This window comes from Curtobacterium sp. MCBA15_009 (genome assembly GCF_001864895.1).
GTDB lineage: Bacteria > Actinomycetota > Actinomycetes > Actinomycetales > Microbacteriaceae > Curtobacterium.
Genome location: NZ_MJGO01000039.1, coordinates 164,015 through 187,332 on the forward strand (window position 1 = coordinate 164,015; position 23,318 = coordinate 187,332).

General features: G+C 67.7%; 28 protein-coding genes and 1 tRNA gene. 19 read left to right on the top strand and 10 right to left on the bottom strand.

Annotated elements, in window-relative coordinates:
- Positions 1–72 precede the first annotated feature (72 nt).
- The 4 genes from BIU97_RS13970 to BIU97_RS13990 form a co-directional block, all read right to left on the bottom strand.
- Positions 73–1,575 carry an NAD-dependent succinate-semialdehyde dehydrogenase gene (locus BIU97_RS13970; protein ID WP_083404845.1) on the bottom strand — a complete coding sequence of 501 codons (1,503 nt, stop codon included), beginning with the start codon at positions 1,573–1,575 and terminating at the stop codon, positions 73–75.
- Positions 1,572–2,192, bottom strand: a complete 621-nt coding sequence (locus BIU97_RS13975) for an isochorismatase family protein (protein ID WP_071261358.1) — start codon at positions 2,190–2,192, stop codon at positions 1,572–1,574. Before BIU97_RS13975 ends, BIU97_RS13970 begins: the two co-directional genes overlap by 4 nt.
- Positions 2,193–2,215: 23 nt before the next feature.
- On the bottom strand, positions 2,216–3,724 hold the full coding sequence (gene dacB / locus BIU97_RS13980) for a D-alanyl-D-alanine carboxypeptidase/D-alanyl-D-alanine endopeptidase (RefSeq protein WP_083420968.1): 1,509 nt from the start codon (positions 3,722–3,724) through the stop codon (positions 2,216–2,218).
- Between the two features lie 72 nt (positions 3,725–3,796).
- The gene (locus BIU97_RS13990) at positions 3,797–4,792 is read right to left on the bottom strand and encodes a Gfo/Idh/MocA family protein (protein ID WP_071261355.1); all 996 of its coding nucleotides are present in this window, start codon (positions 4,790–4,792) and stop codon (positions 3,797–3,799) included.
- A gap of 155 nt (positions 4,793–4,947) precedes the next feature.
- Between BIU97_RS13990 and BIU97_RS13995 the strand changes: the two genes are divergently transcribed.
- Positions 4,948–6,618, top strand: coding sequence for an HAD family acid phosphatase (locus tag BIU97_RS13995; protein WP_071261353.1), 1,671 nt, complete (start codon positions 4,948–4,950; stop codon positions 6,616–6,618).
- A 60-nt stretch (positions 6,619–6,678) separates the two neighbouring features.
- On the opposite strand, the gene BIU97_RS14000 is transcribed toward BIU97_RS13995, so the two are convergent.
- Both BIU97_RS14000 and BIU97_RS18160 read right to left on the bottom strand, forming a co-directional pair.
- Entirely contained in the window at positions 6,679–7,119 is a 441-nt protein-coding gene (locus BIU97_RS14000; RefSeq protein WP_139196049.1) for a BLUF domain-containing protein, read from the bottom strand.
- A 459-nt stretch (positions 7,120–7,578) separates the two neighbouring features.
- Positions 7,579–7,662 (bottom strand) — tRNA-Ser (locus tag BIU97_RS18160).
- A 115-nt stretch (positions 7,663–7,777) separates the two neighbouring features.
- Between BIU97_RS18160 and BIU97_RS14005 the strand changes: the two genes are divergently transcribed.
- The 4 genes from BIU97_RS14005 (at position 7,778) to BIU97_RS14010 (ending at position 11,602) form a co-directional block, all read left to right on the top strand.
- Positions 7,778–9,052 carry a tyrosine-type recombinase/integrase gene (locus BIU97_RS14005; RefSeq protein WP_071297968.1) on the top strand — a complete coding sequence of 425 codons (1,275 nt, stop codon included), beginning with the start codon at positions 7,778–7,780 and terminating at the stop codon, positions 9,050–9,052.
- Between the two features lie 164 nt (positions 9,053–9,216).
- Positions 9,217–9,681: a hypothetical protein gene (locus tag BIU97_RS17780; RefSeq protein ID WP_139196050.1), complete on the top strand. Its 465-nt coding sequence runs from the start codon at positions 9,217–9,219 to the stop codon at positions 9,679–9,681.
- The gene (locus BIU97_RS17785) at positions 9,675–9,902 is read left to right on the top strand and encodes a hypothetical protein (RefSeq protein WP_139196051.1); all 228 of its coding nucleotides are present in this window, start codon (positions 9,675–9,677) and stop codon (positions 9,900–9,902) included. The genes BIU97_RS17780 and BIU97_RS17785 overlap by 7 nt, the downstream gene beginning before the upstream one ends.
- 404 nt (positions 9,903–10,306) lie before the next feature.
- Positions 10,307–11,602, top strand: a complete 1,296-nt coding sequence (locus BIU97_RS14010) for a hypothetical protein (protein WP_139196052.1) — start codon at positions 10,307–10,309, stop codon at positions 11,600–11,602.
- A gap of 35 nt (positions 11,603–11,637) precedes the next feature.
- Here the strand turns inward: BIU97_RS14010 and BIU97_RS14015 are convergent, their stop codons facing one another.
- On the bottom strand, positions 11,638–12,135 hold the full coding sequence (locus tag BIU97_RS14015; RefSeq protein WP_071297970.1) for a helix-turn-helix transcriptional regulator: 498 nt from the start codon (positions 12,133–12,135) through the stop codon (positions 11,638–11,640).
- Between the two features lie 120 nt (positions 12,136–12,255).
- On the opposite strand from BIU97_RS14015, the gene BIU97_RS14020 reads away from it, so the two are divergent.
- From BIU97_RS14020 to BIU97_RS14065, 11 genes are all read left to right on the top strand, one after another.
- A complete protein-coding gene (locus BIU97_RS14020; protein ID WP_071297971.1) occupies positions 12,256–12,498 on the top strand; it encodes a helix-turn-helix domain-containing protein in 243 nt (80 codons plus the stop codon).
- Positions 12,495–12,701 (top strand): helix-turn-helix domain-containing protein, encoded by a 207-nt coding sequence (locus BIU97_RS14025; protein WP_071297972.1) that lies wholly within the window; start codon positions 12,495–12,497, stop codon positions 12,699–12,701. The genes BIU97_RS14020 and BIU97_RS14025 overlap by 4 nt, the downstream gene beginning before the upstream one ends.
- A gap of 351 nt (positions 12,702–13,052) precedes the next feature.
- Positions 13,053–13,868 carry a Rha family transcriptional regulator gene (locus BIU97_RS14030; RefSeq protein ID WP_071297973.1) on the top strand — a complete coding sequence of 272 codons (816 nt, stop codon included), beginning with the start codon at positions 13,053–13,055 and terminating at the stop codon, positions 13,866–13,868.
- Between the two features lie 84 nt (positions 13,869–13,952).
- On the top strand, positions 13,953–14,102 hold the full coding sequence (locus BIU97_RS18165; protein ID WP_175472458.1) for a hypothetical protein: 150 nt from the start codon (positions 13,953–13,955) through the stop codon (positions 14,100–14,102).
- A 69-nt stretch (positions 14,103–14,171) separates the two neighbouring features.
- Positions 14,172–14,576, top strand: a complete 405-nt coding sequence (locus BIU97_RS14035; RefSeq protein ID WP_139196053.1) for a hypothetical protein — start codon at positions 14,172–14,174, stop codon at positions 14,574–14,576.
- Positions 14,573–15,052 (top strand): helix-turn-helix domain-containing protein, encoded by a 480-nt coding sequence (locus BIU97_RS14040; protein ID WP_071297975.1) that lies wholly within the window; start codon positions 14,573–14,575, stop codon positions 15,050–15,052. Before BIU97_RS14035 ends, BIU97_RS14040 begins: the two co-directional genes overlap by 4 nt.
- Positions 15,052–15,261: a hypothetical protein gene (locus tag BIU97_RS14045; RefSeq protein WP_071297976.1), complete on the top strand. Its 210-nt coding sequence runs from the start codon at positions 15,052–15,054 to the stop codon at positions 15,259–15,261. Before BIU97_RS14040 ends, BIU97_RS14045 begins: the two co-directional genes overlap by 1 nt.
- 25 nt (positions 15,262–15,286) lie before the next feature.
- The gene (locus BIU97_RS14050) at positions 15,287–15,778 is read left to right on the top strand and encodes a hypothetical protein (RefSeq protein ID WP_071297977.1); all 492 of its coding nucleotides are present in this window, start codon (positions 15,287–15,289) and stop codon (positions 15,776–15,778) included.
- 33 nt (positions 15,779–15,811) lie between these two features.
- Positions 15,812–16,720, top strand: coding sequence for a hypothetical protein (locus tag BIU97_RS14055; RefSeq protein ID WP_071297978.1), 909 nt, complete (start codon positions 15,812–15,814; stop codon positions 16,718–16,720).
- Positions 16,713–17,927, top strand: a complete 1,215-nt coding sequence (locus tag BIU97_RS14060) for a DnaB-like helicase C-terminal domain-containing protein (protein ID WP_071297979.1) — start codon at positions 16,713–16,715, stop codon at positions 17,925–17,927. The genes BIU97_RS14055 and BIU97_RS14060 overlap by 8 nt, the downstream gene beginning before the upstream one ends.
- Before the next feature lie 87 nt (positions 17,928–18,014).
- Positions 18,015–18,959, top strand: coding sequence for a hypothetical protein (locus BIU97_RS14065; RefSeq protein ID WP_071297980.1), 945 nt, complete (start codon positions 18,015–18,017; stop codon positions 18,957–18,959).
- A gap of 361 nt (positions 18,960–19,320) precedes the next feature.
- Here BIU97_RS14065 and BIU97_RS14075 read toward each other — a convergent pair whose 3' ends face one another.
- The 3 genes from BIU97_RS14075 to BIU97_RS14085 all read right to left on the bottom strand — a co-directional run bounded on the left by BIU97_RS14075 (position 19,321) and on the right by BIU97_RS14085 (position 21,550).
- Positions 19,321–20,253, bottom strand: a complete 933-nt coding sequence (locus BIU97_RS14075; protein WP_071297981.1) for a TIR domain-containing protein — start codon at positions 20,251–20,253, stop codon at positions 19,321–19,323.
- Positions 20,254–20,858: 605 nt separating this feature from the next.
- On the bottom strand, positions 20,859–21,350 hold the full coding sequence (locus tag BIU97_RS14080) for a hypothetical protein (protein WP_139196054.1): 492 nt from the start codon (positions 21,348–21,350) through the stop codon (positions 20,859–20,861).
- Complete coding sequence (locus BIU97_RS14085) at positions 21,350–21,550, bottom strand: hypothetical protein (protein ID WP_139196055.1); 201 nt, start codon at positions 21,548–21,550, stop codon at positions 21,350–21,352. The genes BIU97_RS14080 and BIU97_RS14085 overlap by 1 nt, the downstream gene beginning before the upstream one ends.
- 318 nt (positions 21,551–21,868) lie before the next feature.
- Between BIU97_RS14085 and BIU97_RS18170 the strand changes: the two genes are divergently transcribed.
- The 3 genes from BIU97_RS18170 to BIU97_RS14100 all read left to right on the top strand — a co-directional run bounded on the left by BIU97_RS18170 (position 21,869) and on the right by BIU97_RS14100 (position 23,311).
- A complete protein-coding gene (locus BIU97_RS18170; protein ID WP_175472459.1) occupies positions 21,869–22,030 on the top strand; it encodes a hypothetical protein in 162 nt (53 codons plus the stop codon).
- Positions 22,030–22,404 carry a hypothetical protein gene (locus tag BIU97_RS14090; protein ID WP_071297984.1) on the top strand — a complete coding sequence of 125 codons (375 nt, stop codon included), beginning with the start codon at positions 22,030–22,032 and terminating at the stop codon, positions 22,402–22,404. The genes BIU97_RS18170 and BIU97_RS14090 overlap by 1 nt, the downstream gene beginning before the upstream one ends.
- A gap of 682 nt (positions 22,405–23,086) precedes the next feature.
- Positions 23,087–23,311, top strand: a complete 225-nt coding sequence (locus tag BIU97_RS14100) for a hypothetical protein (protein WP_071297986.1) — start codon at positions 23,087–23,089, stop codon at positions 23,309–23,311.
- Positions 23,312–23,318: the final 7 nt, after the last annotated feature.

Genomic DNA, 23,318 nt, shown 5'->3' on the forward strand with positions numbered 1-23,318 from the left:
CCGGCACCCGACCCGCCGCTCGGAGCGGACAGGCCGGGTACCGGCTCCTGGTCGGCGCGGTCTCGCGCGGCGCTAGGCGGCGAATGGGTCGGGCGTCAGCACGTACACCGACTCGAGGTACTCCTCGATGCCCTCGTGCGAGCCCTCGCGTCCGAGCCCGGAGGACTTCACGCCGCCGAACGGGAACGCGGCGTTCGAGACGACGCCGGTGTTCAGGCCGATCATGCCCGTCTCGAGCCGCTCGGCCAGGCGCTGACCGCGACGCAGGTCCGCGGTGAAGGCGTAGGCGACGAGCCCGAACTCGGTGTCGTTGGCCAGGCGGATGCCCTCGTCCTCGGTCGCGAAGCGCGTGATCGAGACCACCGGTCCGAAGATCTCCGTGGTGAGGATGTCCGATCCCGGGCGGACCTGGTCGAGCACGGTGGGCTCGTAGAACGTGCCGGGACGGTCGACGCGGCTCCCGCCGACGACGAGCTCCGCGCCGCGCTCGACCGCGTCGTCGACGAGTCCGGCGGTCTTGTCGACGGCGCGGTCGTCGATGAGCGGCCCCATCGTCGTGCCGTCCTCGGTGCCACGCCCGATGCGCAGCGCGCGCACCTTCTCGGTCAGGGCGGCCACGAACGCGTCGGCGATCCCCTTCTGCACGAAGAAGCGGTTCGCTGCCGTGCAGGCCTCGCCGACGTTGCGGAACTTCGCGAGCATCGCGGCGTCCACCGCGGTGTCGAGGTCCGCGTCGTCGAACACGATGAGCGGGGCGTTGCCGCCGAGCTCCATGCTCGTCTTGAGGACGTTGTCGGCGGCCTGCTTGAGCAGCGCCGACCCGACCGGCGTCGAGCCGGTGAAGGTGAGCTTCCGGAGCCGTCGGTCCGCGATGATCGGCTCGGACAGGCCCTTGGCGTCGCTGGCCGGGACGACGTTGAGTACGCCGTCCGGCAGACCGGCCCGGCGGAAGAGCTCGACGAGGAACAGCGTCGTCAGCGGCGTGAGGTCCGCAGGCTTCACGACGACGGTGCACCCGGCGGCCAGGGCCGGCCCGATCTTGCGGGTCGCCATGGCGAGCGGGAAGTTCCACGGGGTGATGGCGTAGACGGGTCCGACGGGACGCTTCAGCACGATCCCGCGGCCGGTGCCCTCCGGGTTCGTGCGGTAGTCGCCGCCGATGCGGACGGCTTCCTCGGAGAACCAGCGGAGGAACTCGCCGCCGTAGGTCACCTCGCCGCGGGACTCGGCGAGGGGCTTGCCCATCTCGAGGCTCATGAGGGCGGCGAGGTCGTCCTCGTGCTCGCGGACCAGGTCGAACGCCCGCCGCATGATGTCCGAGCGCTCGCGCGGAGCCGTCGAGGCCCAGGCGTCCTGCGCGGCGACCGCCGCGTCGAGTGCGGCGATGCCGTCCTCGGGGGTGGCGTCGGCGACCTCGGCGAGGACCGCGCCGGTGGAGGGGTCGCGCACGGCGAAGGTCCCGCCGCCGGACGCGGCGCGCCAGGTGCCGCCGATGAACAGGCCGGTCGGGACGCCCTGGACGGCGACGTGCTCGTCCGAGACGGTGGTGGTGGTGGTGCTGGTGGTGCTCGTCACAGTTGTGCTCCTCCGGGGTTGGCGAGGCCTTCGTCCATGTCGCTGCGGTCGATGTGGCCGCCCGCAGCGCGGATCTCCTCGAGCGCGCGGGAGCTGCGGTCGGCATCCACCCCCGCGACGAGGTCGTCGTAGACGGCGACGTCCATGTCGGCCGCTCGGGCGTCGAGCGCCGATGCCCGCACGCAGTGGTCGGTGGTCAGTCCGACGATGTCGATCGAGCGCACGCGGTGCTCGCGCAGCAGGTCGGGCAGGGCGACGCCGTCGGCGGTGTGCGCCTGGAACGCCGAGTAGTCAGGCTTCCCCTGGCCCTTGAAGACGTCGACGTCGATCGTCGTGGTGTCGAGGTCCGGGTGGTACGCCGCACCCGGGGTGTCGGCGACGCAGTGCACCGGCCACGTGTGCACGAAGTCGGGTCCGGCCGGTCCGGCGAAGTGCCCGCCGTTGTCGTCGTCGCCGTGGTGCCAGTCGCGCGAGCCGACGATGAGGTCGTACTCGTCGGCGTGCCGGCCGAGGAACGCGGAGATGCGCTTCGCGAGCGCCGCTCCCCCGCTCACTGCGAGGGCTCCCCCCTCGGTGAAGTCGTTCTGGACGTCGACGACGAGGAGTGCTCTTGCCATGCACCCATCCAACACCCGGTGCCCTACGACGCGGTGAGCTTGCTCCCGCACGAGTAGGTCGCTGCGGTGACCGCGTCGAGCGCCGGCAACGCGGCGGCGCGCGACGATCCGATGGCGTAGAAGGCGAAGGTGAGCCGGGACCCGTCTGCCGCCTCGATGTACCCGCCGAGCGTGTTGGCGCTGTCGATCCAGCCGGTCTTCGCGTGCACCTTGCCGCGGGCCACGGCGTTCGCCCCGGTGAACCGGCTGGCGAGGGTCCCCGACACCCCGGCGACCGGCAGTGCGTCCGCGAGCGTGCCGAGGCCCTTCGCGCCGGCGGCGACCTGGACCATGAGGTGGGCGACGAACTCCGGCGACACTGCGTTCGCGGCGCTCTCGCCCGAGCCGTCCTTGATGACGATGCCGGCGGGGTCGACGCCGTACGAGCGGAGCGCCGACTGGTAGACGCCGGTGAGCGAGGCCGCCGACCCGTTCGCGCCGGACTCCTTCGACGACACCCGCGCGAGCATCTCGGCCAGGGTGTTGTCGGAGTTCGGGATCATCTGCCCGATGAGCGTGGACACCGGCTGCGACGACACCGACGCGATGGTGTCCGAGCTCGTGGTCGCCCGCTCGACGATCTGCGCCGATGCCGCCCCCGCGACCCCGGCGTTCGCGAGCGCGGCGCGGAAGGCGGCTCCGGCTCGGCCGACCGGGTCCTCGGAGCGGGGCGACGTCGCCGCTGCGGGGTTCGCGCGGTCGCCGTCGACCATGAGCGCCGTGACCTCCGGCTGGTAGCCGATGGTGCGCTCGGACACCGGCCAGGTCGGGTCCCAGGCGTCCGCGTCGCTCCAGTACGAGTCGTCGGTCACGATCGTGGTCACCGGGGTGGAGCCGACCTTCGCCTTGACCTGCTGAGCGAGCTGCGCAAGCGTCGGTGCGCCCGGGTAGACGGTGCCGGCGCCCGCGGACAGCGTCGCGTCGCCGTGTCCGACGAGGGCGATCGTGCCCGCCGACTCGCGGGTCACGGTGGTGGGGATGCGGTGGTCGCCCCCGAGCACGGCCAGGGCCGTCGCGCTGGTGAGGGTCTTCATGACGCTGCCCGTCTGCGCCGGTCGCTCGCCGTGCTTCGAGAACAGGACCTCGCCGGTCTTCGCGTCCATGACGTAGCCCTCGAAGTCGCCGAGCCCCGGTGCCGACGCCGCCGTGGCGATCGAGCAGGTGCGCAGCGGGGCCGGGGTCGCGGGACTGTCCGGGACGGCACGGGCGGTCGGTGTCGCGGTCGGGCTCGGCTTCCCCGTCGGCCGCGTGGTCGCGGTCCGGCTCGGGGCGGACGACGGGCTCGACGTCGGGGCGGGCCCGGCGGTCGTCCGGGCCGGTTGGGTCATCGCGGAGGCGACCGCGACGGCCCCGCCGGAGCCGACCACCAGCACGGCGGCGAGCCCACCGGCGATCCACGGGACCGGTCGCCTGGCCGCGGAGGCACGCGCCCTCGCGACGGCGGCGCGGAGGCGCTCCGGGACGGACGACGGGGTGGGCTGCGGCTCGGACATCGCGACGATCCTACGGAAGTGCGGCAGGAGCCTCCAGGCCGAGCGCCCGATCCGTGTGCGGGGTGAGCCGGCTCACGCGGCGTCGGGTGGGCCGTCGGCCGCGTAGCGGACGCCCACCTGGCGGCGCGCCTCGTCCATGAGGGCCATGATCGCGACGGTCTCGTCGGGGTCCATCGGGCCGCCGTCGTGGACGCCCGAGGTGACCATCGCCTCGAAGGCACGCGCCTCGTGCGCGTAGCCGGTGAGCTCCTCGCGTCCGTCGAACTCCTCGACCACCTCGCCGTCGGCGTCGCGGATCCGCCACGTCGTCGGGGTGAACCAGGTCGCGTCGAGGTCGATGCGCCCGGACTCGCCGATCACCGACGCGGTGTTCGGGCTCCGCAGGTCCATGCCGAAGTGCAGCATCGACTGCGCGCCGCCCTCGTGGGTGAGCACCAGGCCCATCTGCGTGTCGACGCCCTGGTCGCTCAGCGTGCCGGCCGCGGCGACGGCCGTCGGGACCCCGAGCACGTCGACCGCGAACGAGACCGGGTAGATCCCGAGGTCGAGCAGGGCACCACCGCCGAGCGCCGGGTCCCGCAGCCGGTGACCGGGGTCGGTGGGGAGCGCCTGGTGGTGCGTCGCCTCGACGAGCACCGGCCGGCCGATGCGCCCCTCGGCGAGGGCCTGCCGGATCATCGCCGCCTGCGGCAGGAACCGGGTCCACATCGCCTCCGTCACCGCGACCCCGGCGGTGCGGGCGGCGTCGACCACCGCTCGCGCCTCGGCCGCGGTGATCGTGAAGGCCTTCTCCACCAGGACGTGCTTGCCGGCCGCGATCGCGAGCAGGGCGTCCTCGGCGTGCCGCGCGTGCGGCGTCGCGACGTACACGGCGTCGACGGCGTCGTCGGCGACGAGGTCCGCGTAGGAACCGTGCGCCCGTGGGATCCCGAACTCGGCGGCGAAGGCGTCGGCTGCCTGCTGCGTCCGGCTGCCGACCGCGACGAACTCCACCCCCGCGGCGACGCAGTCGCCCACGAAGGACCGTGCGATGCCGCCCGTACCGATGACTCCCCAGCGAACCGTCATGCACTCTGTCTACCAGGGTGCCCGGGGCGGAGCCGGACGAACCGGGTGTCCGATCCGGGCAGACGGTCTGGACGACGGGTCCGGGGAGCACTACCGTTCTGCTCGACCCCCGGACGGGGGCCGTCTCCCCCGAGTCGAAGGTCTGCAGGTCGCCGATGCGCCGATCCGTCCTCTCCGCCGTCGCCACCGGCGCCGCGATCGCCCTCACCGCCACGCTGTTCGGTGCCGCTCCGGCCGACGCCCACGGGTGGGGGTCGCACGGCCGACCGCCCGGACAGGCGGCAGATGCCCGGCTGACCCCGCGGACGCACTTCACGATGGCGGCCGACGGGTCCTCCGGAGCGACCCAGGGCGGTGAGGGCATCCCGAACATCGACGTCGTCAAGAAGACCATCGCGACGTACTACGGCGACCCCGGCACCGGTCTCGCCGACCGCGACGACTCCCCCTACGTCCGAGAGGTGCGCTCGATCGTCGCCCGGCAGAGCGCCCAGCTGCGACGCATCCACGACGCCGCCGTCCGCCGCGGCGAGAAGCCGGCGATCGTGCTCGACGCGGACGACACCACCCTCTGGACCTACGACATGGAGGTCGCGGACATGCACTTCGTCTTCGACCCCGCCCGGCAGGACGAGTGGGTGCAGGACGAACGCTTCCCGGCCGTGCCGTCGATGGTCCGGTTCGTGAACCGTGCGCAGGCACTCGGGTTCACCGTGTTCGGGCTCACCGGACGGAACGACGACCAGAAGGCCGCGACGGTCCAGAACCTGACGAAGGTCGGGTACACCGCGTTCACGCAAGACCGCTTCTTCACCAAGTGGACCGGGGCCGGCGCGTCCCAGCAGCCCTCGTACGTCACGTGCGCCACGGCGAAGTGCACCACCGTCGAGTACAAGGCGCTGACCCGCAAGCACATCGAGCAGGACCTCGGGTACGACATCGCCCTGAACATCGGCGACCAGTGGAGCGATCTGCAGGGCGGGTACGCCGACCGCTCCCTGAAGCTGCCGAACCCGACCTACTCCCTGCCCTCCGCCGACCTGCCCGGTGTCTCCGAGCCGCGCCTGTCCCCGCGGACGCAGTTCACCACGGCAGCCGACGGGTCCTCCGGCGCGACCCAGGGCGGTGAGGGCATCCCGAACATCGACGTCGTCAAGAAGACCATCGCGACCTACTACGGCGACCCCGGCACCGGCCTCGCCGACCGCAGTGACTCCCCCTACATCCGCGAACTGCGTGCGATCGTGCGCGGGCAGGCGCCCGTCATCGCCGCGCAGTGCGCCGTCGGCCGCGGGCTCCACCGCAACCCGGCGATCGTCCTCGACGCCGACGACACCACCCTCTGGACCTACGACATGGAGGTCGCGGACATGCACTTCGTCTTCGACCCCGCCCGCCAGGACGAGTGGGTGCAGGACGAACGCTTCCCGGCGACCCCGTCGATGACCTCGCTCGTGTCGGTCGCAGCGCGCTCCGGCTGCACCGTCATCGGGCTGACCGGCCGGAACGACGACCAGCGGGCCGCCACGATCGAGAACCTGCACCGCGTCGGCTACCCGCAGTTCTCGGCGACGCAGCACGGCACGCAGACCTACTACACGAAGTGGACCGGCGTCGGCGCCTCGCAGCAGCCGTCGTACGTCACGTGCGCGGCGGCGAAGTGCACCACCGTCGAGTACAAGGCGCAGACCCGAGCGCACATCGAGTCGCGGTCGGGCGGCGGCTACGACGTCGTCGCGAACCTCGGCGACCAGTACAGCGACCTGCTCGGCGGCTCGGCGGACCGGACCGTGAAGCTGCCGAACCCGACGTACTACCTGCCCTGACGGCCGGCACCGGCGCCCGCGCCGGTACCGCTCCCGGTGCCGCGGCCGGCGCCGCTGCCGTCAGCGGCGGTGCTTGCCCTTGGCGGCGTCCGGCGCGGCCAGTGGGTGCGTGCGGAACCACCGGAGCAGCTCGCGCGACCGACTCGTGTCCCCGCTCCGGTCCCCGTCGGCCAGGAACGCGTCGAACCCGTCCGGCAGGTCCCCGTCGCCGTCGCGGTGGAACGCCATCGTCCACTCGCCGAACCGGGGGGTGTGGATGCGCTCCTCGACGAGCAGACCGACGTCGGTGTGGCGAGGGTCGTCGATGATGCGCTGGTAGGTCTCGAGCACGGCGGCTTCCGGTCCCTCGACCAGCTGCATGAACCGCCCGTCCTTGAACACGAGCATGCCGGACAGGCCGGCGGCGGCGTTCCGAGCGCGGGCGTGCTCGAGGAGCGCCTCGAGCTGCGGCTGCTCGAACGGCTCGGCCGCGGCGCTCATGTAGACCAGTGACAGAAGCAAGACGACCTCCAGTGCTGCGAGCCTCGGAGCACCATGCTGCCGCGCACTGCGCACTCCGGGTCAGCCCCAGAACGGGGACCGGCGACGCATCGGTCCGGATCGGCCCATCAGGCCCGGCGGGCGACCCGCCCGGACCCGACCCGAACGGGTCCGGACGGGGCCTTCCCTGATCCCGTTACACCAGGTGTTCGGAGACCGGGGTCGCCCGGATTGGTCGGATCGGTCGGATCGGTCGGATCGGTCGGATCGGTCGGATCGGTCGGATCGGTCGCAGTGTGCCCGCGCTGACGTTCGGGTCGACGACGCGGGCACACCCGTAACGGGTCAGAACGACCGGACTGATTCGGAGCCCTGTCCGTCTCGGATTGGAGTCGGTCGTCAGACGACGAAGATGCTGCACCCCCGCACACACAGCAGGGCCCCGATCTGCGGCTGAACGCTGATCGGGGCCCTGCTTCGTGGAGCCGCCTGTCGGAATCGAACCGACGACCTATTCATTACGAGTGAATAGGAGAGGTAGACTGTGGGTACTCGATAAGCGCCGCTGATCACGGTAGATGGCCGGACTGGTGCGGATCGGGCTACCATCGGAGAGTGCAACCGCAATCATGTGATTGCGGTTAGTTGTGTGTACTGATGTGTGTACCTGGAGGTTGCAGTGCCGAGGAAGCGCGATTCGGGTGACGGGGCGCTCTACGCGATCCGCGGGGGCAAGCTCTGGCGGGCCGTCATCGACGACGGCTTCCATCCCGACGGCCGACGTCGTCAGCGGGTCGTCACGTCGAAGACGAAGGAGGGCGCTCGCCGCAAGCTCGACGCGATCAAGGACCAGATCAAGCAGCACGGCACCGCGCTCGACACGAAGACGACGCTGGACCAGTGGGCGACGCACTGGCTCGAGACCGTCGGGAAGCCGAATCTCAAGCCGAACACCCTGCTGTCCTACGAGTCGGTCGCGCGGAACTGGATCGTCCCCACGATCGGCGCGAAGAAGGTCGCGCTGCTCAAGCCGTCCGACGTGCGCATCATGACGAAGGCCGTGGCCGATGCCGGCCGAACCTCGGCGACGTCGCGCAAGGCGTACCAGGTGTTGTCGCTCATGCTCGAGTCCGCTCGCGTCGAGGGCATCGCCTCCCGCAACGTCTGCGAGGACGTCAACGCTCCCGTGCAGGGCGAGTCGAACCGCGGCGCACTCAGCACGGACGCAGCGCTGTCTGTCCTCAAGGTCGCCGCCGAGCACGACGACGGAACCCGCTGGTGGGTGGCACTCCTGAGCGGTCTTCGGCAGGGCGAGCGAATCGGGGCGCGGCTCGAGTCCCTCGACCTCGACTCCGAGCAACCGACCATCGGCGTCGAGTGGGCGCTGTCCGAGGTGCCTTTCGAGCACGGGTGCGGACGACTCGACGACGACACCTGGCGCTGCGGCAAGAAGCGCGCCGGCTCCTGCTCGAACCGTCGGCTCCGGATCCCCGACGGCTTCGAGTACCAGCAGCTCAACGGCCGCCTCTGCCTCATCCGCCCGAAGTCCGGCAAGCCGCGGTACGTGCCACTGATGCCGGCGCTCGCCGAAGCGCTCCGTCGCTACCTGATCAAGACCGCCGACCGACCGAACCCCTACGGGCTGATCTGGCGGAAGCCGAACGGTGAGCCGCACCTGTGGGGTGAGGATGAGCAGACCTGGCGCGACATCCTCTTCGAGGCAGGGATCATCGCCGACGAGGACCGCAAGCCCGGCTCCCGCGTCCCGACGACACACTGGGCGAGGCACACGACGACGACCGTTCTCATGGAGCTCGGCGTCGACGCGAAGATCATCGGCGAGATCGTCGGCCACCAGTCCGAGGCCGTAACTCGCAAGTACCAGCACGTGTCCTCAGCGGCGGCTCGCGAAGCCATGGACAAGCTCGGCTCGCACTTCGCGCTCACAAACTGAGCGACTTGCTTGACATGGCCCGGGGAGTCCGGTCTTGTAGTGGTGTGACATCTGGAGCACTGCAGCGCTGGCAGCAGGACAGAGCTCGAAGCCTGGACAACTTGGAAGCAGGGCACACAGCGCTCACGCGGGGAACTCAAGGTCGGCAGTGGTTCACGGAGGAGATGAACCACGCACTGATTGTTCGCGTCGCGGGTGAATTTCAAGGGTTCTGTCGCGATCTGTACCTTGAATCTGCGGACTTCGTATCAGCATGCGTCACTGATCCAGGGCTCGCAAACATCATGCAGCTGCAGTTCGGCACCGGGATGCAGCTGAGTAGAGCCAACGCCACGTCTGAATCACTCGCAAAGGACTTCAAGCGCTTCGGCTTCCCACTCTGGCAGGAGATGGCCGTCGTCTACCCCTTCAAGTCTCCCGCCTGGCGAGCAAGCCTGGCGGCGCTCAACGACGCCCGGAACGCGATCGCCCATCAGGATGATCTCAAGCTGGCAGCGGTCCGAGCCGCTCAGCCGCTGACCCTGGCCACCGCGCGTCGATGGCGTAGTTCACTGGGATCTCTCGCCCGAGGCATGGACAATGTAGTGGGCAAGCAAGTGAAGCTACTGATTGGAGCGGCACCATGGTGAACCAACCGACGCCGCGACGTCGTCTGCAGGTTGGCGATGCCGTATCGGTACCGTTCGGTCGACGGTGGTTGAACGGAACAGTGATCGAACGGACGAAGAGCATCGGCACCGATCCGAAGGTCGTTGTCAGCGTGCACATCGCGGGTGGTCCCGCGGACGAGGAGATGCTCTCCACCTACCGCGAGGAGATCCTGCGGACGCCGGATGGCGATCAGGACTGACGAAGACCAGGGAAGTCGTTGACGCTTCTCGGCGCTCGTGTGTCACGCACCACAAGGATGGTTATCAGCAGATCATCCTCGATCTGAAGCATCTGATGGCTGACGGGCGTCCATCCCTCGCCTATCACCCGCACAGTCTCTGGAAGGTAGATGTTTACATCTAGAGCCAAGGACTCACCAGTGCCGGCGGGGAGACGATCAGCAGGCTCGCGGAAGGTCAGGATTTTTGTCTGAAGCATGTTTCGATTGAACACCATGGCCCGCTAAGCGCTTCCCTTCGACGCTCGCTTCATTGGGCCTGCTCAGGGATGATCAGAGCTGTGCCGCACTCCTCGAGCCACCTCAATGACAAGCAGGTCCGAGTCCTCCGTTGGATTCAGCGCGGCTGCCCTGACGGCGAGTACGTGGACGGCAACTACGGCCACCGCATCACCGCGAAAGCGCTTGCGAGTCGCGGGCTGGTTCGCATCACAGGGCATGGGCCGAGTTGGAAGGCGACGCTGACGGACGCCGGCGCGTCTCGCGTCGCCGAGCTCAAGCCATCTACGACGGCGGACGCACCCGGAGACGCAGCGGACGACTTGAAGGCGCTGCGCGACCGTCTCGAAGCGGGCGGCGGACGCTTGGGATTGAACGACCGCGATGACGACATTGACTACCCGAAGCTCGTCTGGCACTTCAACAAGAGCGAGTACCGCCCTCACGGCAAGGAGCTCCACCTCTCTTACCCGAACTGGCAGGACCGGAAGCATCCGCGACTGGAGTATCGCGATTGGTTCTGGGATCTCGTCGAGAAGCCCGAGGTCCAAGCGATCGCTCCGAAGTCCCACCTTGGGACGCTCGCAAAGACCTTCCTGGAGTCGAAGGGCGACCAGTTCGTGACGAAGGAGTCACTCCCCCGTGCCGCACGCATCATCGAATCGATCGTCCGGCACGCGGCCAAGGCCGGCATCACGACCAGAGACCCACGCGCCGTCGACGAGCGCACTCGACGGGGCGGAGGCTCGGCCAGGGAGTGGAGTGGGCACATCGAGCTCGACGTAGGCGAGGCCGTATTGCGTGTGCAGGTCCGCGAAGTCGGTGGTCGCGGCGGGGAGAAGTTCGACTGGTCCAGCGGTGGATCGTTCGACCGGAAGCTCTACGACCAGATTCAGCGCCTGCCTCAGTGGCAGCGCAACCGGAATTATTGGTTCGTTCCGACGGGGAAGCTCGAGCTACGAGTTGCGCGCCCCGGGTTCGGTTTCGACGGGTCGAAGTGGGGAGACACGAGGACTGACCAACTCGAGGATCGCCTCGGCGATGTGTTCCAGCGACTCGGCGTCGCTCAGCTTGAGCGGGAAGCGGCAAATTCGCGAGCGAGGGCGGCCGAAGAAGAGCGCGACCGGGACTGGGCGGCGGCCATGACCCGAGCGAAGGCTCTATTTCGAGCGAATCAGGAGGAGGCTCTGCTCATGGAACAGGCGTCGAGATGGAGACGGCACCACGAGATCACCGCGTTGGTCGAGGAATTGAAGCGACGCAGCCGCGATGACGGGGCAGACGCAGCGACCGTCGAATGGATCGCCCTCGGCGAAAGAGCAGCTCGCCGGCTCGACCCTTTCGAAGCTCTGGCAGCACCCAATTACTCGAACCCAACAGCAGAAAATCTTGAACCGTATCTCGATGGTTGGAGCGCCTACGGACCTCGCCGCGCACACTAATCGAGACAACGATCGATCACGTGCCAGGGCCGGCGTCAGCTATTGCCTCGCGATAGATCCCTGAACCGCTCCTTGAGCTCGTTGAGGAGAACGTCGGTGTTGTACGCACTCAACGCCTCACGCACCGCCAACCGTGCGTCGTAGGCCTGCTGCTGCTGTTCGAGCACATATTCGGAGTTCGATCGCAGCGCTTCGGAGTATTCATCAGGCGACAGATCGAAGCTAGCCGCACGCTGAGCGAACTCTGCTTCCAAGCGTTCCTTGTCGTCCTGTGACAACGTCTCCGGATCAAGGAAAAGTCGCTTGAAGTCCTCGAATGTCAGGTCTGGATCGCCACTCATCTCGCGGTGATCGACGTACCTCAGCTCATCGCGGAGGACGCGCTGCACCTTGTAAGCCTGCCTAGGCGGCACACCCTTCGACTCCCAGTTGGCCACCGTCTTCTGGTGCACGCCGAGCTCGTCAGCGAGCTGTCCTTGAGTCCAGCCGTGCAGCTGACGGGCGTCGCGCAGCTTCATCCAGGAGATGTTCATGCCTCAACCCTGGCAAGAACTGGCAAGAGAAGCAACTACGCATCGGCACCAGTTAGGGGTATTGCCAAATTTATCGTTGCCTGTCTTGCATCTTCACTCCCTCTTGCCTATCTTTGACGCATGCAGACACGACGACTGAACGGGACGGCGCTCCGGACCATCCGCGAACTGTCGGGCCTCCGCCACGGGCAGTTCGCCAAGCGGGCAGAGCTCGACCCTGGGTACCTCACCAAGCTCGAGAACGGCTCCCGCCAGCCGTCGCCCGCTGTCCTCCGTCGCCTCGCTGACGCGCTCGGCGTCTCCTTCGAGGCCATCTCCTTCCCGGTGGTGGTCGAGGACGCCGCCGTAGGAGCAGCAGCATGACGGCCGGAATCGCCGTGCGAATCGAGTTCGCACCAGCGCTATTCACCAGAGAGCTCGCCGCGTATTACCTCAGCTGCTCTCTCCGCGACATCGACGATCTCCGTGCGAAGGGTGAGCTGATCCCCGTCGGAGACACGAAGCGGGTCAAGTTCCGCAAGTCCGATCTGGACCGCCACGCGGAGAACCTCGCCGAGCGCTCCTAGCCGCTCCCCCTCCATCTTCCGATCGCATGCGCCGCACGGACGGCGCTGATCGGCGCGCCTGGAAACGACCCCGTAAGGGCACGACCTCGCCGCATCCGCACCTTCACAACTGCACAGCGTGGCAACAACGCAAGGCACGACGTACACGGCACCCGTAGCTGGACAACCCGTCGTCGTGCACCCAGAGCATCCGTCGCGGCGACGGGGCACCACAACGAGCGCATCGCGCCGGGTGTCGAACTGCTGCGACAGCCCGTCCCCAGGAGCTACCGCGCGAGCGGCGGCGGGGGCACGTCCGGATCGGCACCGGGCGGCGGGCACTCCCAGAAACCCGACAGCGAGGAGCACCGCATGACCGCTCTCGACATCATCAACCAGGACGGCACGCTCGTCGTGACGTCCGAGACCATCGCCGCCGGCTCCGGTGTGCAGCACAAGAACGTGCTCGAGCTGATCCACGCCAACCGTCCCGACTTCGAGGAGTTCGGGCAGGTCGCGTTTGAAACGCGACCTGGCTACAACAACGCCAGCGTCCGCGTCGCACTGCTCAACGAGCAGCAGGCCACACTCCTGATGACGTACCAGCGCAACACCGAGCAGGTGCGCCAGTTCAAGAAGGCGCTCGTGAAGGCGTTCTTCGAGATGGCCGCCCGGTTCAAGGCATCGCAGGCCGTGGAACTCACTCGGTCCGACCTGGCCCACATGATCCTCGACGCGGAAGCCGAGCTGGCGCATGCGCGTGCCGAGACCGAAGTACAGGCGCAGCGTGCTGCGCTCGCCGAGGACGACGTCGCCGCGTTCAAGAAGGACGATGGACTCGTCGTCCGGGCGTTCATCCAGAAGCATTTCCCCGACGAGCGAGAGTCGACCCTGTGGTCGTTCTTCTACGGCCGCGGTTACGTGGTGAACGACCCTCGCGGCCGTTGGTCGGAGACACAGCAGAGGCGCGTACCGGGTGCGAACCACCACATGCCGCTGCAACCGGGCCGTGAGTGGTTCCACGCACCGGAGCAGCTCGACCGCAACCGGAAGCCCCGCCGGCAGCTGCGCGTTCGGCGCGACCGAGAACTCGACCTTGTTGCACACCTGGAGCGGCACGGCTTCACGTCAATCCGCAGCACCAGTCTCGACGTCTTCGGCTCCCCGTCGACGCTCCGGGCGGTGTGACGTGCGCCAGGCATTCAAGGAGTGGGCCACCGCCGTCGCGTTCTTCTCCGCAGTCCTGGCGGCCATGTTCCTCCCATCGGCCCTGTGACCGAGGACCTCGCCCCTCGCGGCTGGCGGGACTACCACCAATCCCGGCGGGCGCAGGAACTCCGCCGCGACCTCGCCGCGGTGGAACCGGACGTCGAGGTCACCGACTGGTGGCTCGAAGACGCCGAGCCGCCGCAGCAGCCCTGAACAACCCCACCAACGACGAAGGCCCCAGCGTTCCAGCGCCGGGGCCTCCACTCCCGAAGGAGAACTGACTTGTCCGCTGCAACTCTCTCACAGGCCGCCGACAACGGTGGCGACGTCCTCGCCCAGTACGGCGTGGAGACCATCAATGTCGACCGGGTGTACGTCGCCGGCGTCGGCTACCGCGAGACCCGGCCGCTCGTGCCCGGTGACCCCTTCATCCTCACGCTCCGGCAGGACGACATGGTCGGCGCACGGGTCTACGCCGACCGCTTCGGCTGCCTCGAGCACCTCAAGCGAGACGGTCGTCAGCCCGGTTACCAGTGGGGCGACGACGAAGCGCCGGAGGACGACGAGCTCAACATGCGCTTCACCTACCTCGGCGACTACGAGTTCGTCTCGACGCACCTCGACCCGGGCACTCTCGAGATCACCCTGCGCTTCCGCCGCACCACCGCCGAGGGGGTGCCCGCATGAAGAACGCACCCGCCGGGACCGGCTCGCACCTCAAGGTGCTCCGCGAGAGCCTCCGTGTTCCGCAGCCCCTCGTCGCGGCGATGGCTGGCACGTCGACCGCGTACCTCGCGAAGGTCGAGGACGGCGTGCTCTCCCCGGCTCGGAGCTATGTCCGGAAGGTGACCGAGTCGATCATGCAGCTCGCGCAGGATCCGCCGCGCCCCTGCCCTGTCCTCGGCTGCGACAACTCGAAGCACATCAACGGGATGGACGGCCACGGCGGCATCGCCGACCTGCACCACGCAAACGAGAAGCGCGGTGAAGGGTGGATTGTGTCGGTCGAGCGCTTCGACGGTCAGGACCTCGAATGGTCCGTCTACGCCGAGGTGTCCGACGACATGGCGCTCGCCGCAGTCGACTTCCTCGCGTTTACCGCAGCGTACGAAGAAGCCGCCGCCTACGCCGCCGTCCTCAACCGACGAGGGGTCGTCATCTGATGGCCGACTTCCCCGTCAGTTCTTTCCAGCTCGACGACGACCCGCCCACTGTCGAACTATCGCTACGCGGGCTTGACCCGACGCCCGAATGGGACGGCTACACGCTCGTGCTCACGCCAGACCGTGCCGACGAGCTCGCTGCGGCTCTCAGCAGCAAGGCCGCCGATGCTCGCGCCGGCCTCATCGACATCGCTTTCACCGACTCATGATCGACCCGAATCACGAGGTACCCGCATGACCCACCATGTCGCAGTCAGCTCTACCCTGTCGGCCGCCGCCCGCGAGGCGCTGGCCGACTTCCTCTCGGCGTCGCGCTCGGTAGACGAGATCGTCAACCCGGACCGCGGCTGGCCCGCCGAAGCCACCGCCTCCATCGCGCAGGAGCTCGTCGACGCCGGCTACGGCACCATCACCAACGGCACGTTCACCCTTGACATCCGGCCGGTCGCCCCGCAGCAGCTCCCCACCGACGCACTCGACGAACTCTCCCCCGCGCTGCTGCTCATCGACCACATCGTCGAGCGCACGAACCGTCAGCGCTCGCCGGAGAAGCCGAACCCCGACAACGTGCTCGGGACGTCGTTCGCTGTCCTCCTGCAGCTGCAGAACGTCCTCCGGTTGGCCGTGTACGGCCGCCAGGGGCGTCTGAACGACGAGGACGTGGCTCGGCAGCTCCCGACCGTCGCGATCATGCTCGCCCGGGCGATCCGGGCCGAGGTGGCGTGACGCCGAACTTCAACAGGAAGGAGGCATCCCGACGTGCCTCGTGATCGCGCGAATCTGCGCACCGACCTCTGGGCAGACACGTCCTGGCGCGGCCTGACCTTTGGCGCGCAGTGGCTGTACCAGCACATCCTCACCACATCGACTCTGAACGCTTGCGGGGTCGCGGACTGGCGAACCGTCCGCATCGCAGCGATGAGCGTCAACGTCACCCCAGAGCTGGTCGAGGAGTTCGCCGCCGAGCTCGAGCGGCACTACTTCCTCGTCGTCGATCGGCACACGGAAGAAGTCCTCATCCGGTCGTTCTTCCGGCACGACGGGATTCTGCTGCAGCCGAACCCGATGAAGGGCGCTCTCCGGCAGTTCGCCGGCATCGCGTCCGGCCTGCTTCGTGGAGTCATCGCCCACGAGATGAACAGGCTGCAGCAGGAGAACCCGAACGGGTTCAGCAAGGACGGCACCGGCTTCAACGTCTGGACGCTCGAGGGCATGCGGACTCTCCTCGGTTCGCCGCAGATCGACGTGAAGAACCCTTCCGGTACCCCTTCCCCTAACCCTTCGTTGAACCCTTCACCGAAGGGTTCCCCTAACCCTTCGGTGAACCCTTCGCCTACCTCTACCTCTACCTCTACCCCTACGGATGCTTCGCATCCCGGCGAGGAGACAGAGCCGAAGAAGGCAAGGGAGACGCGGCTTCCGAAGGACTGGGCACCCGCTTCGACGCACTACGAACTCGCCCGAGAGCGTGGTGTCGACGTCGTGGCTGAGGCGGAGGCGTTCCGTCTACACGCGGAGACACACGACCGTCACGCTGCGCGGTGGAACGCCGCGTTCACGACGTGGTTGAAGAAGTCCAAGCCGCGGCCCGACACGCGGACACCTCGTCAGGGCATCACCCCGGACGAGATGCGTCGCCGACGAAAGGAGGCGATGAGCCGTGGCTGAACCGCAAGACATCGAGCTCGCGTACATCGGGGCGGCGATGACGATCCCGGAAGTGCTCGAGGTGACGTCGCTGCGTCCGGACCAGTTCGAGTCAGTGCCCTGCTGGACGCTGTTCGAGTCGATGGTCGAGCGCCACGAACGCGGCCTTGGCGTCTCACAGGCCACGATGTCGGAACTGTTCCCGAGGTACGACCGGGAAATCTGGTCCTCCACGGACAGCATGTCCGACGTCGTCGCGTGGGAGTTCCACGAGCAGGGCATCAAGCTACGAGCGATGCGGCGAGCCGTGCGAGCGGCAGCACTGCGGCTGCAGCAGGTTGCTGACGCGCCTGAGGCGGACATGGACACGATCGTCGACGTCGTACAGGCGACGACGGCGACGACGCTGGCCGCGGACGAGCGCAAGGCGACATCGATGCTCACGGACGCCCGTGAGGTGCTGGCTGAGATGCGGAAGGCCGTGAAGGTGTACCCGTCGCCGTGGCGGACCCTGAACGACACCATCGCGGGCTTCGCGCCGGGGCGGATGACCGTCATCGGGGCTCGGCCGGGGGTGGGCAAGTCCGCAGTCGCGACACAGATCGCGTTCGAGCTTGCCTCGCACGGGCCAGTGATCGTCGCGACGATGGAGATGGACAAGGGCGAGGTGTACTCGCGCATCGTGTCGCAGCAGGCGGGGATCTACTACGGCGGGATGACTGGGCAGCTGCCCGAGTTCCTCGCCGCGCGGGAAGACACCTGGCTGCGGGAGAAGCTGCGCGACATCCGAGTCATCGATTCCGGAACGCAGACGGTGCAGTCGATCCGGGCAGCCGTGCGGGCCACTGCTCGGAAGCAGCCCGTCGCCGGCGTCGTCGTCGACTACATCCACCTGCTCACCACGCCGCAGCGGATCGAGAACGAGACGCAGCGGATCAACGAGATCACCCGGTCACTCAAGCAGCTCGCGATGGACCTCCGAGTGCCCGTCATCGCCCTGTCACAGCTGAACCGTGGCGGCGACACCGGCATGCCGACGCTCAAGGACCTCCGCGGCTCCGGCGGCATCGAGCAGGACGCCGACGCGGTGATCTTCCTCTACCGCGACGAGGACACCGCCGACCACCAGCTGATGGTCCACGTCGCGAAGAACCGGCAAGGCCCGAACTTCGTGAACTTCCCCCTCGAGTGGCAGGGCGAGTTCGTCCGCGCCGTCGACCCCAACTGAGTAACCACACGGCGAGCGCCGACACCACACCGTGCCGACGCAGCCACCCCAACCGCGGCGCTCGCCGCAGACCTCGAAGGAGCACCCTTGAGCACTGACGCCTCCCACGACATCGACACCACCGACGACGCCGCGATCGACATGGCGGTCACCGCGTCCTACGCCCGGGCGAAGCTCGTCAACGCCGCGGACCTCGTCGCTCACGTCCGCGGGCTGGTCGTACCCGCCGGCGCGCAGCCATCCGACGGGCAGCCCCGCGCCTCGCGATCCGAGGCCCCGCTACCGTTCCGCCCGGACCCGCTCGAAGCGTCCGACCGGGTGTACGCGCACCTGCTGAACTGGGTGCGCTACTGGTCGGATGCGCTGCAGGTGCAGCCACCCGCCACGGCGTCCTACGCCTGGGCGACCGACGCAGGCCCGCAGGGTTTCCGGTCCACCGTCACGCCGGTCGGCGCGTACGGCCTCACTCAGACCCTCACCACGTGGCTCCTGCTGCGGCACGACGCGATCCTCCGGCAGCCTGACGCCGGCGACTACTTCACCGCGGTCGACGACTTCCTCGGCCAGCTGCGCGCCCGATTCCCGATGCGAGCACCACGGGCGCGGCCGACGCTGCCCCGACCGTGCCCGGTGTGCGCCACCGACACCATGACGATCGAACGCCGAGGCGAGCAGGTCACGGACATCGCACTCGTCTGCGGCTACTGCGCGTTCGAGGGCGAGGCGAAGGCCCTCATGAAAGACCGCGGGATCCGGTCGCTCATCACCGACATCCGCATCGAGGAAGCACCCGAGCCCACCGAGTGGTGGACGAAGAAGCAGGCGACCGACGAGATGCGGATCACCCTGCAGACCCTCAACCGGTACATCCGAGAGGACGGGCTGGCGACGCAGACGAGGGACGGCAGCGTGTACGTCCGCGCCGGCGACGTCCGCGACCTCTGGCGCGGTAAGCAGGTGCAGCGACTCGCGACGAACATGCGGCGTCCCGTCGGCGCGCAGGCGGCACCCGTGCAAGGAGCGACAGCCTAGAAGCGGCGGGTGACGACGGCTGATGTTGAACGCCGTCTTCACCCGCCGTGCTCCATCGTTGATCGCGACGAAGCCCGCACTTGCGCGACTGTTCATCCGTCGGTTAGGATTCTCGTGACACCGCATGCCCGCCCGGAATTCTCCGGCGGGCATTACTTGTACCCGTGACACCGCTCGCGAGGCAACTGCCGCACTTGTCCACATCTGGACAGGTGCGAGTTTCCTCGCACCTGTCGGATTTCCGACAACTGTCCCAAATGGGACACCTTGACCCCTAGCTCAGCGGAAGAGCACGCGGTTTCTACCCGCACGGTCGGCAGTTCGAAGCTGCCGGGGCGCTCTACAACGTCACTGGCAGGACTCAACCCGGTTCGATGTCAGTCTCATCTGGCTCTTCAAGGTCGTCGATGCTCGCAGCATCAGTCGTGATGAGTTCAAAGTGGGTCGCAGTCGGAGTAGCAACGACCTCGATCCTTCTTTGCAAAGCCGTGAGGGACTCCTTGCTAGCCGAACGGCCAACCAACAGCACTACGCGGGCCAAGTCGTCGGAGATCCTTGCACTGACAAGCGCTGCTCCGGCTTGCGGGTCGCTGTCCACCATCTCCTTGACGAGTCGCGCGAATCGGTCACTCCTCAGCTTTTCGTAGAGGACACGGGACGACGTCTTGATTCGGGGCTCAGAGACATCCGGCTGACTGAACTCAGAGCGTTTACGATTAAGGGAGAACGCCGCCTCGCCGGTCTGCTCGATGCGCCGTACTCTCTCGACCAGCTCGGAAAGCATGTCACTGTCGGATCGGATAGGTTCGTTCCCATCGTCGCCTTCCAACGGCTTCCAGGAATCCCGGATACTCGGCCAGACGACAGCCAGTAGCGCCTCGAACGCTTGATCCGGCAGATTCTTGTTTGCGGCCGTGGCAACCTGCTTCAGCAAATCGGCCATGTCGTTCTCGTCCTCAAAGTTTGTCGCTTGTCGAGGTGCTAATGGCGTCGTGATGTCACTGATCCGCAAATCGAGCAGAACCGTTGAAACGGGACATCCGAGGCTGGCGAGCCAACCACCCTCGTAGTTGAGCCACGGCGCCTCCTGATTCGACTTCGAGATCAGTACAACCCCGTAAGCCGCTGATCGCAGTTCAGCGTTGATGACCTCGATGCCATCCGCACCCTTGGCGATACTCTTGCTTGACACAAAGACATCTACCTCAACGGCACACAGGGTAGGCAAGGCCGCTTTCAAAGCTTCCGCGACGGCACGCTCGGGCTCCCCCGACCAGCTAATGAAGATCTTCACGTTCCAGACGTTACGGCATCGAAGGCCGCGCCATCGAAATGCCCTCGACAGTCTCCGGCGCGCATCAGGCCAAGAGCCAGCCGCCGGTCATGGTGGTTCGCCCACCCGCGGAGCCGAACCGCGAGAACAAGCAGGCCAGCCCGCCGCTTAAGCCGTCCAGGGGACGACAGACGGGCACCGCCTTCGAGTGGGCGGACAGGACAAGCGCGACGGTGCTGCCACCGTCAGCCGTTCAATCGGATCCGCCCCTGCCGCCCACTAGTCGTGCACCCGCACACTTCCTCGTACCCGCCGACACGCACCGCCACCGCACCCGCCGTCAAGCCCCCTGGGAGGCACGACTGCACAGCGACCAACATGCCGCGGCGCGAGCACGAGGAACACGAGTTCGTGCTTGCTTCGCGGCCGACGGCACCGGTGAAGCGTGGCGACCGATTTGCTCCCGGCGAAGTCATCTCGCCCGGGTCGACCGATGTTCCGTCCGAGATGCCGCCGGCCTACGTCACCCCACGCGGAGCTATCCGCTCTATGGTCGGTGACTTGCCATCAGCATGGCCAGGGGCGGACCGAGATCCGCTCACAGTAGCCATGTACGAAGGTCGCGACTAGGCCAGGCGGGAATGCTGCTCCTTTGAGCGGCTCTCCTTCGGCTTCTTCCCCGCGCGGTATTGCTCCACATAGGCCTGCCAATCGAGGCCGTTGTCGAAGGAGATCGTGGCCGGGTCCAGCAGAGTCCACTCGCGAACCCCGCGCCCAGGAATCTCCGCCGGCAAGTCGGATCCGGACCAAGCCTCGCCAAGACGAATGTGGTCGAAGCTCGAGATGGAGATCCGGGCTTCGGGACGGGCGAGCCCTACATCGTAGATGCTCACCGCTTCTGCACCGAGGTTCTGGACCGTCAGCTTGAACGAGATGCGGTCGACAGGATGCCCGGGGTCATCGAGGTCGTCGGTCCCGTACTCGGTCTCCACCGCGTGTTCGCGTTGCAGACCGACGCGGAGTCGTGGCGCACGCCGCGCGGCCGTGAATATTTGCCACCCAAGGGTGAAGACCGACAGCCCAAAAGCAGCAACCGCTACCCAGGTCACATTGCTCACTACTGCGCTCCCCCACGCTCCCCGCGGAGCCGCTCCTTCTCTGCATCGAGCGCCAGCTCGCGCTCGGCTTGCTCTCGCAGCATGCGTGCGCGCAGCTCGGCATCTCGGGCGGGGTTCGAGCGGAGCTTCGCGATGAACGGGAGCAGCAGGATCGCCAGCACGAGCACAGAGAAGATGGCGATGGGCACAGAACCGTCCATGGGATGAGCCTAGCTCGCACCACACCAGGCCGAGACCCCCGAGGGAAGCCGCGCTGGCATGCGGACCCCGGACGAGGACGGCCGGCCACTTCCGCACGCAACGTCAGCGGCTGCCGATAGGAACGCCCCGTGTCCTGCAAGAAGATCCGCTACCGAGACCGCATCGCCGCGTTGCTCGCGATGGCGAACGCGCAACACCGTGACAGCTCCGTACGACCCAGGACTGAGCAACGCGCGTACCGCTGCCCAGCGCGCCGAGGCTGGCACCTCACCTCTCGCGCCGACAGAGGACGCCCCTCCACCTGACAGGAGCCGACCGTGAAGCTCTCCGAACTGCGCGCTCTCCTCACCGCCTCCGGCGTGAAGACCACCGCCGGGATCGACCGGTTCGACGTGAAGCGCGCCGCCGGCGTGGTCATCGGCGTCGACGTGATGTTCACCGACGGCACCGTCACCTACCTGCCCGTGGAGGGATCCTGATGCCCAAGCTCGCGAAAACGATCGTCGTGAACCGCCGAGGCCAGCGAGAGTTCAGCCTGACCGTCGACGGTGAGGAGTTCGGCTACCTCCTCGCACGGGAACCGATCACCACCACCACCGACCCGGAAGACCTCGGGACCGTGAACCTCACGCTCATCGCCGCGAGGATCACCGTCGTCGACGACTCGACGTTCAGCAACCAGCACGGCAACACCGACCTCAGCCCCGATGCCGCCCGCGACCTGCTCAACAAGCAGCGAGGCGTGCACGATGGGCACGACGTCGTCCAGCACCGAGACGGGAAGCCGCCGTGGTGCAACCACTGCGGTCTGACGAGCGACGGCAAGCAGCCGGTCTCCCGCTTCCGGGATTAGCCCGGGTACCGGTCCCAGACCGGAGCCCGGGTGCCGGCTACCCGGATGGGTACCGGAACCCCAATCGTCCCCGTCGGCACGCCCGACCCGATGACCGCGCACCGGACCAGGACGAACACCCGCACCTCGCTCGAGCCCATCGACTACGACAGCGAGGGCGCACCGCTGTACGCATGGCAGCTCGACGACGAGCGCTGACAGGAGCACAACGTGGGTGAGCAGTGGTCCGGCAGCACACGCAAGCAGCGACTCCCGCGCGACTGGGACGAACGACGCACCACCGTCCGCGATCGAGCAGGCGGCCGATGCCAAGCCACCATGCGCGACGGCACACGCTGCGTCGAGGTCGGCACGGACTGCGACCACATCGTGCACGGCGACAATCACGCTCTCGCGAACCTGCAGTGGCTGTGCTCATGGCACCACGACAAGAAGACCGCACGCGAAGCACTCGACGCACGACGACACCAACGCGTCCCGTCCGCGCGCAAGCCTCGCGAGAAGCACCCAGGACTCCGGTAGGCACGGGCGCGACGAACGCGCCGCACACGAGCGCACGCAGCCGCACAGGGGGCCTCCCACCCCCTCCCCCCGGGTCCGTCCTGGTCGTAGAGGTGCTGTGGCTCTCCCCGTGTACGGGTCTGGGGTTTTCCGACCGACCGAGAAGAAAGCGACATATCGCATGGCACGCATCCAGATCCTCACCCTCCCCTCGCAGGAGCAGGGCGGCTTCGTCAACTACCCGTTCGCTCTGGTCATCGACCAGGTCGAGCACGACGAGATCATCAGCCACGGTGGCGAGACCGTCCGGGCCATCGAGACCGAGCTGTTCGACAAGGACGCGATCGTCAAGGCGACGGGAGCAACCGGCGTGATCGTCGCTCGCGGCACGCTCGACGTCGCCTGATGTCGGA